The organism is Flavobacterium sp. (assembly GCF_023151265.1).
In the GTDB taxonomy this organism is placed as follows: Bacteria; Bacteroidota; Bacteroidia; order Flavobacteriales; family Flavobacteriaceae; genus Flavobacterium.
The window spans coordinates 1-13,022 of sequence record NZ_JAKLJH010000068.1 but is presented as its reverse complement, the minus strand read 5'-3'; the positions used below and the strand labels follow the sequence as shown (position 1 = coordinate 13,022).

General features: G+C 33.9%; 15 protein-coding genes. 5 read left to right on the top strand and 10 right to left on the bottom strand.

The features are described 5' to 3' along the window. Positions 1-407 precede the first annotated feature (407 nt). Entirely contained in the window at positions 408-3,383 is a 2,976-nt protein-coding gene (locus L6Q46_RS07845) for a reprolysin-like metallopeptidase (RefSeq protein WP_291283844.1), read from the top strand. Positions 3,384-3,735: 352 nt separating this feature from the next. Here L6Q46_RS07845 and L6Q46_RS07840 read toward each other — a convergent pair whose 3' ends face one another. Beyond that, on the bottom strand, positions 3,736-3,939 hold the full coding sequence (locus L6Q46_RS07840; RefSeq protein WP_288112393.1) for a hypothetical protein: 204 nt from the start codon (positions 3,937-3,939) through the stop codon (positions 3,736-3,738). A 280-nt stretch (positions 3,940-4,219) separates the two neighbouring features. On the opposite strand from L6Q46_RS07840, the gene L6Q46_RS07835 reads away from it, so the two are divergent. From L6Q46_RS07835 to L6Q46_RS07815, 4 genes are all read left to right on the top strand, one after another. Next, entirely contained in the window at positions 4,220-4,975 is a 756-nt protein-coding gene (locus L6Q46_RS07835) for a hypothetical protein (RefSeq protein WP_291283843.1), read from the top strand. 3 nt (positions 4,976-4,978) lie between these two features. Further along, entirely contained in the window at positions 4,979-5,371 is a 393-nt protein-coding gene (locus tag L6Q46_RS07830) for a DUF5675 family protein (protein WP_291283842.1), read from the top strand. Positions 5,372-5,407: 36 nt separating this feature from the next. Continuing rightward, positions 5,408-5,629 (top strand): hypothetical protein, encoded by a 222-nt coding sequence (locus tag L6Q46_RS07825; protein WP_187657893.1) that lies wholly within the window; start codon positions 5,408-5,410, stop codon positions 5,627-5,629. Between the two features lie 252 nt (positions 5,630-5,881). Beyond that, the gene (locus L6Q46_RS07815) at positions 5,882-6,388 is read left to right on the top strand and encodes a class I SAM-dependent methyltransferase (RefSeq protein ID WP_291283841.1); all 507 of its coding nucleotides are present in this window, start codon (positions 5,882-5,884) and stop codon (positions 6,386-6,388) included. Positions 6,389-6,427: 39 nt separating this feature from the next. Here L6Q46_RS07815 and L6Q46_RS07810 read toward each other — a convergent pair whose 3' ends face one another. The 9 genes from L6Q46_RS07810 to L6Q46_RS07770 form a co-directional block, all read right to left on the bottom strand. Further along, the gene (locus L6Q46_RS07810) at positions 6,428-6,607 is read right to left on the bottom strand and encodes a hypothetical protein (RefSeq protein WP_045968899.1); all 180 of its coding nucleotides are present in this window, start codon (positions 6,605-6,607) and stop codon (positions 6,428-6,430) included. A gap of 28 nt (positions 6,608-6,635) precedes the next feature. Continuing rightward, a complete protein-coding gene (locus tag L6Q46_RS07805; RefSeq protein WP_291283840.1) occupies positions 6,636-7,058 on the bottom strand; it encodes a hypothetical protein in 423 nt (140 codons plus the stop codon). A gap of 1,640 nt (positions 7,059-8,698) precedes the next feature. Beyond that, positions 8,699-9,946, bottom strand: a complete 1,248-nt coding sequence (locus tag L6Q46_RS07800) for a Glu/Leu/Phe/Val dehydrogenase (RefSeq protein WP_291283839.1) — start codon at positions 9,944-9,946, stop codon at positions 8,699-8,701. A 128-nt stretch (positions 9,947-10,074) separates the two neighbouring features. Then, positions 10,075-10,602: a superoxide dismutase family protein gene (locus L6Q46_RS07795; RefSeq protein WP_291283838.1), complete on the bottom strand. Its 528-nt coding sequence runs from the start codon at positions 10,600-10,602 to the stop codon at positions 10,075-10,077. Continuing rightward, positions 10,599-11,372, bottom strand: a complete 774-nt coding sequence (locus tag L6Q46_RS07790) for a T9SS type A sorting domain-containing protein (RefSeq protein WP_291283837.1) — start codon at positions 11,370-11,372, stop codon at positions 10,599-10,601. The genes L6Q46_RS07795 and L6Q46_RS07790 overlap by 4 nt, the downstream gene beginning before the upstream one ends. Positions 11,373-11,376: 4 nt before the next feature. Further along, positions 11,377-11,898 (bottom strand): ankyrin repeat domain-containing protein, encoded by a 522-nt coding sequence (locus L6Q46_RS07785; RefSeq protein WP_291283836.1) that lies wholly within the window; start codon positions 11,896-11,898, stop codon positions 11,377-11,379. 3 nt (positions 11,899-11,901) lie between these two features. Continuing rightward, positions 11,902-12,447 carry a YceI family protein gene (locus L6Q46_RS07780; protein WP_291283835.1) on the bottom strand — a complete coding sequence of 182 codons (546 nt, stop codon included), beginning with the start codon at positions 12,445-12,447 and terminating at the stop codon, positions 11,902-11,904. Positions 12,448-12,468: 21 nt separating this feature from the next. Continuing rightward, on the bottom strand, positions 12,469-12,822 hold the full coding sequence (locus L6Q46_RS07775) for a cytochrome c (protein ID WP_291283834.1): 354 nt from the start codon (positions 12,820-12,822) through the stop codon (positions 12,469-12,471). An 11-nt stretch (positions 12,823-12,833) separates the two neighbouring features. After that, a partial coding sequence (locus L6Q46_RS07770) for a DUF5777 family beta-barrel protein (RefSeq protein ID WP_291283833.1) occupies positions 12,834-13,022 on the bottom strand: 189 nt, incomplete at its 5' end.

Genomic DNA, 13,022 nt, shown 5'->3' with positions numbered 1-13,022 from the left:
TTAACTTTTTAACAACTAATTAATAATCAACTACTTATAATTTATTTTTAAATTACTAAAAGCAATTTCTATACTATAAATAAACGCTATAGATGTAACAATATAAATGTTCGTTTAACTACATTTTAATGTGAAAAGAAACTTAAAAAAAACACATAAAATTCCTTTAATAATCTTTTTTAGCTTTTTATCGAAAATTGCTGAACTATTTTCTTACGAAAAGTAAAAGTAAAAATTATTGATTTTCAAATAATTACACATTTTTCTTAAAAAACAGAGTCGAAAAATTAGGCTATATCTTACAAACATTTTAAATATAGTGTATTTCATCGATTTTTTTGTTAATTTCATCGATGATATTTTTTTAAATGTTTAGTTTTGAAGCGGTTAACAAAATGAAAACGACTATGAGAAAATTAATTTTTACTACTCTACTACTTACAATTACATTAGGAACTGCTCAAAACAAAAATGATTTATGGAAAAAAAGTAATTTAAGTGAAATTTCAAAAAGAATTACTAAAACCGACTTACCTCAAAAAAACATTTTTGAATTAGATTTAAGAACAATGAAGAAAATGTTAGGTACATCTCCAAAAAGAAAAAACATAAACACTACTTCTAATTTGATTATAACACTGCCAAATGGAGAAGGCAAATTAGAAAACTTCAAAGTTTATGAAAACTCCATTATGGCTCCAGAATTAGCCGCAAAATATCCTGAAATAAAATCCTATATGGCTGTTGGAATTGATAATCCAAATGCTCGTGCTTACTTCAGTTTTTCACCACTTGGATTCAAATCTATGACGTTATATCCTGATCAATCAGCTGTATTTATTGAGCCAGTGTCGGACGATTTAATTTCATATTCGGTTTATAAAAAATCAGACAAGAAAAAAGCATTTCAAAAATTTGAGTGTAATGTTATAGATGAAGCTGTTAATATGGTGCAATCAAACAACAACACTACTTATTTAAGAGGTGCAGATGATGGAAAATTAAGAACTTTTAAATTAGCTTTATCTTGTACAGCTGAATATGCGGCTTACTTTGGAGGAACAAAAGCTGCTACTTTAGCTGCCATGAACAATAGCATGACTCGAATTAATGGTGTTTTTGAAAAAGATTTTGGAGTTAGACTAATTCTTATTGCAAATAACGACACACTTATTTACACCAACCCTACAACAGATCCTTATTCAGATTATGCATATAAATCAAATTGGAAAACAGAAAATCAAACTATTTTAACTTCAATTATTGGAGAAGCCAATTACGATATTGGTCATTTATTAGGTGCAGGAACTGTTAATAGCGGAGATGCTGGAGCTAGAGGGTCAATTGGTATAGATAATTCTAAAGGTAGAGCTTACACCTGTGCAAATTCTACTAATAATCAAGGTGATGCTTTTGATATTAATTATTTAGCTCATGAGATGGGACATCAATTAGGAGCCAACCATACTTTTACATATACAAATGAAGGAACTATCGCGCAACTAGAACCTGGAAGCGGATCAACAATCATGGGATATGCTGGAGTAACTATTAAAGATATTCAACAATATGTTGATGCTTATTTTCATTCTATTAGCATTCAACAAGTTACCGATATAATCAAAACTAAAACTTGTGCAACAATTATATTAACTGGAAACGCTGTACCAGTAGCAAATGCAGGAATAGATTATACCATTCCAAAAGGAACTCCTTTTATGTTAAAAGGCACTGCTACAGATGCTAATAGTACTGACGCACTTACTTACTCTTGGGAACAACTAGATTTAGGAAATGCAACTACAACAGTGCCATCAAGCGCTGCTACAACAGGCCCGATATTTAGATCATACAATCCTTCAACTTCATCAACACGTTATTTTCCAAATATGAACACGATTTTAGCTGGATTGAGTTCTACTCAAGGTTCAAGAATTATTTCGGAAACATTACCCGGTGTAGCAAGAACCCTAAACTTTAGATTGACAGTTAGAGATAACAAAATTGGAGGAGGAGCAAACAATACAGACGACATGATTGTAACTGTTGATGGTGTTGCTGGTCCTTTTACAGTAGACTCTCAAAATACTGCAATTTCTTATCCTGCAGGAAGTACTCAAACCATCAATTGGACAGTTGCTGGCACGAATACAAATGGTGTAAACTGTGCAAATGTTGATATTTTATTATCGACTGATGGAGGGCAAACATTTTCAACTACGTTACTTGCAGGAACTCCAAATGATGGTTCTCAAAATGTAGTAATTCCAAATATTCCTGGCACAACTAACCGAATCATGGTTAAAGGTAGCAATCACATATTCTTTGATGTTAATAATACCAATTTCACTATTTCTAGTTCAGTTGTAGCCGACACAACCGCTCCAACGGCTTCAATACTTACAGCTTCAGGAACTACAACTTTAAGCACGAATTTATCTTGGACAGCTTCTACTGATAATGTTAGCGTTACAGGTTATGATGTATATCAAAATGGTGTTTTTAAAACTAGCACAACTACAACAACTTTAGCTGTTAATGGTTTAAATGCATCTACAACTTACAACTTCTATGTAAAAGCGAAAGATGCTGCTGGAAACATTTCTCTTGCAAGTAATACTGTAAATGTAACAACTTTAGCTAATACTTTAGTAGCTACTCCAACATATTGTAATTCAAACGGAAACACTTCTGGAGAATACATAAACCGAGTGTTTATGGGAACAATAGATAATATATCGGGTAATAATAATGGTTATGGTAATTATAGTGCAATGTCTACTTCTGTATCCTTAGGTTCAACCGAAAAAATTATGATTACACCAAAATGGATGGGTACAGTAAGAGTAGAATTTTATAATGTGTGGATAGATTTTAACCAAAATGGAATATTTGAATCTTCAGAACTTGTCTTTTCAAAATCAAGATCAAAAAACTCTTCTGTTAGTGGCCCTGTATACATCCCTACAAATGCATTAACTGGAACTACAAGAATGAGAGTTTCTATGAAATACAACGCATTACCTTCGGCATGTGAAGTTTTTACAAACGGAGAAGTTGAAGATTATTCTATCAATATTATTTCGATTGCAACAAGAAATTCACAAGAAATTACTACTATTGAAAATAAGGAAGAAGAAATAAACGAAACATCAAAACTTGATTTTAAATTGTATCCAAATCCAGTAAAAGGAGACATTGTTAATTTCACAGAAATGAAAGAATCAACTTCTTACCGAATCTTTAATCAAATGGGGCAACAAGTAGCTAGTGGTTATATCGAAAATAATTCGTTAAATGTTGGAACACTTATGCCTGCAATTTATATTATTGAAATTACAGATGGAAAATCTATTGGAACAAAACGCTTCATAAAAGAGTAAAAAACTCAATACAATCTTAAATAAAAATAAGCTGTCCATAATGGGACAGCTTATTTTTTAAATTTATTTTCATAAAAAAATCCCACATTTCTGTGGGATTTTTTTTGGTGGGCGATGAGGGTTCAAAACCTTATTTCCAATCCCTTGATATATAATAAAATATAAACTTTAAAAACTGCTTGGTCTCGATAATGCTCCTTTTTTGGAATACAATTATCACTAAATCTTAATAGAGTAAAGTTAATAAATAACGAGGTATTGACCAAATTCATTCGTATTAAAAAATGAACTAGTTAAGAATTTCATCGACAGTTTTTTAAGAATAAATATTCTATTTGGTTATTTCAAAATCTTATCCAAAAATGAGCGGTTCTACTTGTTCAATTTTCAAACCTGTGTATTGACAGAACTCTTCAATTGTTACTAATTCATTATCAAGTTTGTTGTTGCTTTTCTTGATTGCTTTTAATATCCTGGTGCTTTGTCTGTAACTCTTGCCTGTGATTCGTTCAATGTCTTTTGGATAGATACATATTCTTTTCGTTATCGCTTTCATACTTTATCTATGCCTTTGATTAGGCTTTGACTACCTTCTGACTTGCAGAAAATCTTCTGCAATTTACTTATAATTTTTTAAACTGATATAGTGTGTTTTTATGCTCATTATGGACACTTGTGTCGATTTTGGACATATTGTACACTACCAATTTTTTCTTTGGTAAAATGTGATGTAATCTTTGTTATGATCATTTGAAACTGTTGCAACAAAATTTAGAATGATGGAGTCGTGAGAGGTTTGTAAAAGCAAACCATATGTTGAATTAAATTTTGAAGTTATGGCTAGACAGAAAGGCATAATTAAATTGAAAGGTACTATCGGGGATATTACCTTTTACAAAACTCAAGATGGGCATTTAGCGAGAGAAAAAGGCGGAATTGACGCGAGTAGAATTGCCAGTGACCCAGCGTTTCAAAGAACGCGAGAAAATGGAGCTGAGTTTGGACGTGCTGGAAAAGCCGGAAAGATTTTGAGAACTTCTTTGAGAGCTTTGCTTTTGAATTCTGCAGATAGCAGAATGGTAAGTAGACTAACCCAAAGAATGGTAAAAGTTATCCAAGCTGATTTGGTAAGCGAAAGAGGTTTGAGAAATGTGATTGATGGTGAGGCAGAATTACTTGCTGGTTTTGAGTTTAACATTCGTGGGAAACTTGGAACTAGTTTGTATGCTCCATTTGTTGGTGCAATTGACCGTGTTACGGGAGAAATATCTGTTACATTAGCACCTTTTGTGCCTGCAAACATGATTGCTGCACCATCTGGAACCACACATTTTAAAGTCATTTCTGCTGGAGCTGAAGTTGATTTTGAAGCAGAAACGTTTGTGGTAGAGAATTCTGAAACTGCTATTTTGCCTTGGAATGCAGTTCCGACAGTAGCTATTAATCAGGTAAATACTGTAACGCCTAACAGTACTAAGCCCTTGTTTTTGGCTCTTGGTTTAGAGTTCTATCAGGAAATTAATGGACAAATGTATCCATTAAAAAATGGTGCGTTTAATCCACTTTCCTTGGTACAAGTTAGTGGCTTGTAGAAGATGGTTTTAGTACTGTCAAGAACTTATTTCCCTGATGGAACAAATGGTAAACTCGAATGCGAAAGTAAGTTGATTTGCAATACAATTGAATTACCGTGGAAGATGAACGAAACGAAGGTTTCCTGCATTCCGGAGGGGAAATATTTTATTAGAAAGCGATACAGTGCCAAATACAAATGGCATTTGGAAGTATTGGATGTACCGAACAGAAAATTTATTCTTTTTCATCCTGCCAATAATGCTCAAAAGGAATTACAAGGCTGTATTGCTCCTGTTACTAAACTTTCTGGTCCAGGGCTTGGTTGGATGTCTCGAATAGCTTTTGAAAAGCTTAAAAGAATTGTTTATCAAGCTTTGGATAGCAAAGAAAGTGTCGAATTAATTGTTCAATAGGTTTCCGCCTTAGCGGAAATGACAAAAAGTAAAAAGATGAATAAAATTGTAGAGAGAGCGAGTGCTCCCACACCAAAGTTTTTTAAAGTGCTTCGAACTATTGGATTGGTATTGGCTACTGTTGGTACTGCTGTTTTAACTGCACCAGTTTCTTTGCCAGTAATTGTGACAACCGTTGGTGGTTATGTAGCTGTTGCTGGTGGTGTTATTTCAGCAGTTAGTCAGTTGACTGTTGAGAAGAATGAACAGCCACAGTAATTCAACTTTAGTTGGAACTGCCGGAGGTACTTTTTTGAGTATAGTACCGAATTTGAACTCAGAAGATTTGATTAAGACAGTGATTTTAGCAACTGTTGGAGCTGTGGTGAGTTTTTCAATTTCGGTGTTGCTCAAATACCTCTGTAAGAAGCACAAAAAATAAGTTTAACTCTAGTTGTGGTGACCTTTGGGTTAAACAAAATGAAAGCCCAAACCGAAAGGAATGGGCTTTTATACTTAATAATAACTGTTATGATGCAAAACAAAATAGATTATATCAAAAGAGGTGCTTTTGACGAATTATACACACCAAAAGAAGCTATAGAGTGTATTCTTCCTTATATTCCTCATACTGTTAAAATTATATGGGAATGCACCGCCATTGAGAATAGTGAAATTGTTAATGTTTTAGAAGGAAATGGTTTTGAAGTAATTAAATCACATATAAAAGATGGTTTGGACTTTTTTGAATACGAACCTCAGCATTATGATTTGATTATAACCAATCCTCCTTATTCTTTGAAAGATCAATTCTTGAAAAGAGCATTTGAATTGGACAAACCTTTTATGATGTTGCTACCTATAACAACTCTGGAAGGCAAAAAGCGAAGCGAAATGTTCCAGCAGCACAAAGTCCAGATTTTGATACCAAGTAAACGATTTAATTTCATCAAAGAAAAAAAAGGTAGTTGGTTTCAAACATCTTGGTTTACTTGGAAATTAAATTTAAAAAGCGATTTAATTTTTATGAATGTATAAAAAATAAAGTGCCTAGCTAAAAACTAGGCATTTTCAATATTAAACTTCTCCAAATTGATTGAGTATCACCTCAACCACTACAACTTCTGAATTATACCAATACAAATCGTTGTATTTTGCATAATCTAATGCTTTTGCTCTGCTATCAAAAGCTCCAAAGAAAACTCTTGAAGCTTTTGACTTCCAACTATCGGTTTGAAATAATAGAAATACACTCATAGAATTGATTTTAAGGATTATATATAAATTATCTGTTACAATAGCGATGCACAATAACTCTACGCATATCGTTGATTAAATTGATGTTTTCGTGAAATTGTTTTTCTTTTGATTCCAAAAGTTTTAAAGCTTCAACATGCTTCAAATGTGCTTCGTGTTCTTCCATCAAGAGCTTTGACTTTGGAAAAAACTCTCTTTTGAAATCAGGAAGACGTAAAAATGAAATTACAGAGCCTACTAAATGCTGGTGCCAGAATTTAGATTTCCACAAGCTGTATGCAATCCAAAAAATATTTTCGCAATCAGTTTCACTATCAAATATGATTACGAAACTGTTTGTGAATGGCTCATTTTGGGGCTTACCGCTGTTCATTCCTTTGTTTAAAACAAAAAAGTGCGGTTTGCTGTAAATGATGTTCTTCTTGTGGGTTTTAACGATAAAATTCATCATGGCTTCGGATTTAAAAATTAGGTTTTCTTCTAATTTTCTGTTGAGTTTCTGATGAATGCAGGTGTGCCTCGCTACGCTCCGCCCATAAAAATTTTTCAAAAGAAAAAAAAGAAAAAAAGAAAGCCATTCGTCCAAGTGGAAGGTTTCAAAAAAGCAAGTTTTTCAGAAAAAATACTACCCGATACGTGATTGAAATCGGAAGCGTCTAATCGGAAGTTAAAATGTGTTTTGAAACTGTTTGGGTGGAGATTTTTTCTGAAACCCGAAGGGCTTGAACTTGCTTTTTTGAATACCTGGAACTTATCTTTGCTTCCTTTTTTTATTTATTTTTTTTTGAAATTTTCAATTCTTTTTTATTTATTTTTTAATCGGAAATTGAGAATAGCCATTTTATTGAAATCGGAATTTTATTTTTACTTGGCTATTTCCAATCAGATGTCCTTGTTTAATCGGATTTTATCTGAAGTATTGAAAGTTGATTTGAAAGATAGACGTCTTTGGAAAGGGTATCAAATTCTTTGGATGGATGAATAAACCAAATAGAAAATAAAAAAGCTATTCATCCGGCCAAAAAATTTGATACTCTTTCTTACGGCTTTGATTTTTGAGGATGCCTGTAAGTAAGTTTGTAGTTGGAGTGTTCAGTTAGCAGAAAAATGTCTTATGAAAAGGTGAAGCATCTTCAAAAAACAATGCATTAAACTACCTAGTGCGATGTGGCAGTAGCGCAAGTAAGGGTATCATTTTTTATTTGCTTATTGGAATGTTTTTGATTGCTTTAGTGGAAAAGCTGATGCCTGAAATTCAGTTGGCAGTCGCAGTTGTTCAGTTGGCAGTAGATTATTTTTTAAAACGGTATGGCATCAGCTTTTCCGCTGGAGTAATTACTGTGGGGTTTCTGGCAAATAAAAAATGATACTCTTACTGGGGATTTTGGTTTTGTGGGTTCTAAAAATGGATTTACCACAGGCAAATCACTAAAAGTTAAAGCCATTTTTAGAACTTACAAAAGCAATGAAAACACTTCCTATTTAAACGCAAAGTTGATAAAAACAGTTACCGTGAACGTTCATAAAAGCAATGGTAACCGAAACTATTCCTATGAAATGGTGAATGTTCTTAAAGCCAGTGGCGAAGGACGGTTTTTTTTGTAGCTGGGTGATGCGATGGGAGCTACAAAAAAAGTTGTCCTAGAGCCACTGGCACGAGCGTTGGGTGAGCGGCTTTTTTACATAATGTTATTATAGTGCATCCGAGATTTTGATTAGTAGCAGGATAGTCCCTATGCACTATAATGCCACATTATGTAAAGAAGCTTGGGGAAAAAAATTACTGGCGCAAGTTGCGAAGCGTACGTGTTTTTTCTAAAAACTGTGCCAGTAAATTTTTTTGGAGCGTTGGGAAGGAGTGGCATTTGAAATGTAATTTTTTCTTTTTACTCTTGAACGAAAAAAATATTCTCACTATTGAAAACGTACATTAGCGAAATGGAGCGAACTAAGAGTTGGGAATACAGATAACCATTTTGCAAATAGTTACATCTTTTTAGTGCATTCTTTCATAATTATTTAATATTCATTCCTTCACGACTAGGACACCACATTCTTTCTTTACTCTAATTTTTTCAATTTTAATATTGATTATGGAAATATACCTCGCTGTCTATAAACAGTTTCAATTCGGGTAATAGCCATTATGTACGCAGCTGAACGCCAATCAATATGATTTTCTTTCACTATCAACTCGGTTTTCTTAAAAACCTCTATCATCTTTTTTTCCAACTTTAACATTACTTCTTCTAAATGCCATATTTCTCCATTACGATTTTGCAACCATTCAAAGTAGCTACCTATAACGCCTCCAGAATTACACAATATATCTGGAATAATGGTAATCTTTCTATCCAGTAAAATAGATTCTCCTTCAAAATCGGTAGGTCCATTCGCACCTTCTGCAATTAACTCTGCTTTAATTTTATGTGCATTATCACACGTGATTTGGTTTCCCATGGCAGCCGGTATAAGTATATTGCACTCCAGCCCGAAAAACTCTTCCGAGGTAATCTCCCTTGCATCCGCATAACCTTTGATTGATCCTTTTCGAGGTTTGCAATGATTATGTAAATTAGCTACATCAATTCCATTTTTATTATAAAGAGTAGCATGGGTATCCTGTACACCAATTAGTATTGCACCTTCCTTCGACAAAAAATAAGAAGTCCAGTATCCTACATTCCCAAAACCTTGTACAATAAACGTTTTTCCATCCAGGTTTTCATTTTGGCTTTCATACCATAACTTAATATTTAAGAATACGCCAAATCCTGTTGATCGGTCTCTCCCCTCAAGTCCGCCCGAACCAACTGGTTTCCCGGTTACTATGTGTTTATTTCGAGACCGTTCAGAAGAAGGTTTAGCTGACATGTAAGTATCGGAAATCCAAGCCATTGTCTGCTCGTTGGTATTTACATCTGGTGCTGGTATATCATACTCAGGTCCGATGTTGTCACCAAGCGCATAAGTAAACCGTCTGGTAATCCGTTCCAATTCTGAAAGAGAGTATTCTCTTGGATCTAATTGTATTCCTCCTTTTGCTCCTCCATAAGGAAGACCAGCTAAAGAAGTTTTCCAAGTCATCCACATAGCTAAAGCTTTAGCATCACCAATATTAAGAGATGGATGATACCTCAACCCTTCTTTGTATGGTCCTAATACGTTATTGTGTTGCACTCTATAGCCTGTGAAAATTTTGATTTTACCGCTATCTAACTTTACCGGAAAATGAACAACAATCTCGTTGGTAGTGGCCTCTAATATTTTTCTTATTTCTGGATCTAATTTAATGGCATCGGCGGTTTTAGTAAATTGCTGCATGACGGTATTATACATGCTTTTTTTTCTAGATTATTCATGATTTTTATTTAATAACGATTGGTACTTCTAATTTTAACTTAGTATTTCCCCCAATAGTAATCTTGTTTTTAATTACAATTTTACAATTGGGATTCAATTACTACTCATCGGATAATTCCTAAACAGGCAATTCTAGCTCCTGCATTACCCGAAGGTTGTGAAACATAATCATCAGCATCCTGATGGACAACGAGGCTTTTCTCTAAAATATCTTTAGTAGGTTCATCACAGCCAATGCACCATTCAGAGGTACTCATTGAAAGCCTTGCATTACCATTTTCGTCTGCTGTAAAATTTCCTATATCACCCTTATGGCAAGACGGCGAATCCCATTTGCCATGAGGTTTAAAAGTTGGATTCCAGTGACCACCTGCAGAACTGGCATCCACTGCAGAACAATCAGCTTTTTCATGAATGTGTATAGCGTGTACGCCTGGTTTTAAGTTCTTCATTGTAACAACTAGCGAAACAATGTCATTCCGTTCAGTAAAAACTGCCGTTCCTGTAACTTTACTTGCACTACTGGGTTTCAAGTCAATCTTTAGCATAATTGGTTTTGATGATGTATCAATTTTGCAGCCTATTACAGCCATTAAAATCAAAAAACAATAAATAATTATTTCTCTTTTCATTCTTTAATAACCTTTTTAACTGAAACTACATTCTCGATAGTTGTAATTTCCACAAAATAGATTCCTACTAATAAATCTGAGATAGCAATCTGTCCATTAGGCTTAGAATAGTTCCTAATTAACTTTCCATATATATCATAAATTTTTACTATTTGAATTTCAACATCAGACGCGATAGAAAAAATATTACTGGTCGGATTTGGGTAAAGCACAATAACATCTTTAGGTTGTTCAAAATCTTCTACACCTAAAGTGGTAAATGGAACGTTAAGCAAGTAACCTCTGTTACTTACTCCATGGTATGCTAATGTGTAGCTGGCTGTACTCATTTTAGAAAAAGCAAAATCAATGTTAGAATTAGCATATACAAAACTATAATCGTTCCCACTGCCAGTATTAAATGCCCTAGACGCTACTACTGTTCTAACTCCCGCATTTACTGTATTAGATAATACAGTCCAGTCATTGAAATCTTGTGTCGGAGCTGTACCAATACCGTTATGCACGGCGTCAACCAATGTTGTTCCATTATAATAAACAACATCTTGTCCATCTTCCATTCCCTGTCCGTTTACGAACAATCCAATTTGGAGTGCAAACCAACGATCTGATGGACCGCTAAGTGAGAGAGTTGCAGTAGAGGTAGTATTGTTAAGGTCTAATTTTGCGCTCATTCCTGCCAGGAGATTTACTGTTCCTGTTGACTTTGTTTGTGCATGTAGTCCAATTACAGACAGTAGCAGATAAGAAATTAGTAGTTTTGATTTCATAAGATTATTGTTTTAGTAAATTGATTATTTCTTGATCTTCCGTGAAAAAAGCATATTCAAACAGTGTTTTTCCCGACTTATCTCTGACTGATTTATCTCCTTTATGCTCTAATAATAATTGCACCAGTTTTATATTCTTAAATTGAACTGCATACATTAACGGTACCATTCCCTGTTCATCAGATAGATTTGGGTTTGCTTGATAAAGGAGTAGTTTTTGAGCTAGATAGTAATTTCCTTTTACAACCGCAGCAGCAAGTGCAGTCCCACTTGGACTGACATAATTAATGTCATTTATCTTTTTTATTAAATATTCAGCCACACCATTATTTCCTCTATAACAGGCAAGCAATAATGGCGTAAAGCCGTTAGTATTGACTGCATTAATAGTGTCTTTGTTTTTTTGCATCAATACCTTAACGTCTTCAATAGTTCCATTCCGTGCCACATCAAATATATCTTTGTTGTTTATGGTTTGTGCTACACATACAGTTGACACAAAAAAGAGTAATATTATCAGCTTCATGACTTATTGTTTGGTAAGAGTTAGACTATATTTAATCATGACTTTTTCAGCAATCTTATTCCACATTATTTTTGGTATGGTAATTCCATAATCCTCAGGTTTAATCTCAAAATTTCCCATCAGCGATATATTCCCAGAAGGCATAGATACAACGACAGTCGTATTCACTTTTTTTGTCTTACCGTGCAGTGTGAGATCACCAGAGATTTTATAGCTTTTTGTTACTGAGGTAATATCGGAAATCTCAAATCCTTCAATTTTCCCAATAAAGGTTGCCTTTGGAAATTTATCGGACTCCATATAGTTTTCATTAAAGTGCTCTTCCATAAGAGCCGATTTAAAATGAAAGTCTTTTATGGATGTCATCACCACCAAATCACCTTTTAAAATTTCAATTATCGCCATTGTTTTATTATTTATAGCTTTAACCTCTTCAAAACTTGAAACTGAAGCTTCGAACTTCAAGTTTCCATTTTTTGTGATGTATTTTTGTCCATAACTATAATTTGAGAGTATCATTAACAATGAGAGTGTAACTATTTTATTCATACTTAAAGTTTAAAAAAATTATTATTCTGCTAACCCTTCTGAATTCCATTGGATTATAGTATTTATTTTATCTTGTGGCATTCTGCCAGTTTGCGGCATTTGCCCAGGTTCACCATTTTGGCGTTGAATTCTGTCTAACAGATTAGTGTTCTGGATGGCATCCTTTACTTCTTCATAGGTAGTAAAAGGTCTGAAAGAGGCAGTACCGCCTGTTGAATGACAACTTGAGCAATAGGTACTAACAATATTTTTGACATGCGAATTATACGTTATTGGTCCTGTTATTGCTTGGCTTCCTTGAATATCTTCATAAGTGGTAGTTTCACAGGCACTTATAAAAAACACAATAATGCATATACATAAAAATTTTTTCATGAATTATATTTTTAAAACACTCTATATAAATTAAATCCAAAAAACACATCACCCACCCTCCAGTCACCACTGGCAGTAGTAAGATAACCACTTTCGGTCATCGCTTGTGAATTGGTAAATATCAATTGAAAAATGTGTCCGCCTGTTTCAACATCGAGACCAATAGATAGTGGATTTTTGTAATAACCTGGCGGATCGAA

What these genes read in the sequence shown, in the direction of transcription:
- L6Q46_RS07800 (WP_291283839.1), bottom strand. Translation starts at nt 9,946, where the DNA reads ATGTATAATACCGTCATGCAGCAATTTACTAAAACCGCCGATGCCATT.
- L6Q46_RS07810 (WP_045968899.1), bottom strand. Translation starts at nt 6,607, where the DNA reads ATGAGTGTATTTCTATTATTTCAAACCGATAGTTGGAAGTCAAAAGCT.
- L6Q46_RS07830 (WP_291283842.1), top strand. Translation starts at nt 4,979, where the DNA reads ATGGTTTTAGTACTGTCAAGAACTTATTTCCCTGATGGAACAAATGGT.
- L6Q46_RS07785 (WP_291283836.1), bottom strand. Translation starts at nt 11,898, where the DNA reads ATGAAGCTGATAATATTACTCTTTTTTGTGTCAACTGTATGTGTAGCA.
- L6Q46_RS07790 (WP_291283837.1), bottom strand. Translation starts at nt 11,372, where the DNA reads ATGAAATCAAAACTACTAATTTCTTATCTGCTACTGTCTGTAATTGGA.
- L6Q46_RS07775 (WP_291283834.1), bottom strand. Translation starts at nt 12,822, where the DNA reads ATGAAAAAATTTTTATGTATATGCATTATTGTGTTTTTTATAAGTGCC.
- L6Q46_RS07835 (WP_291283843.1), top strand. Translation starts at nt 4,220, where the DNA reads ATGGCTAGACAGAAAGGCATAATTAAATTGAAAGGTACTATCGGGGAT.
- L6Q46_RS07780 (WP_291283835.1), bottom strand. Translation starts at nt 12,447, where the DNA reads ATGAATAAAATAGTTACACTCTCATTGTTAATGATACTCTCAAATTAT.
- L6Q46_RS07845 (WP_291283844.1), top strand. Translation starts at nt 408, where the DNA reads ATGAGAAAATTAATTTTTACTACTCTACTACTTACAATTACATTAGGA.
- L6Q46_RS07795 (WP_291283838.1), bottom strand. Translation starts at nt 10,602, where the DNA reads ATGAAAAGAGAAATAATTATTTATTGTTTTTTGATTTTAATGGCTGTA.
- L6Q46_RS07805 (WP_291283840.1), bottom strand. Translation starts at nt 7,058, where the DNA reads ATGATGAATTTTATCGTTAAAACCCACAAGAAGAACATCATTTACAGC.
- L6Q46_RS07840 (WP_288112393.1), bottom strand. Translation starts at nt 3,939, where the DNA reads ATGAAAGCGATAACGAAAAGAATATGTATCTATCCAAAAGACATTGAA.
- L6Q46_RS07825 (WP_187657893.1), top strand. Translation starts at nt 5,408, where the DNA reads ATGAATAAAATTGTAGAGAGAGCGAGTGCTCCCACACCAAAGTTTTTT.
- L6Q46_RS07815 (WP_291283841.1), top strand. Translation starts at nt 5,882, where the DNA reads ATGATGCAAAACAAAATAGATTATATCAAAAGAGGTGCTTTTGACGAA.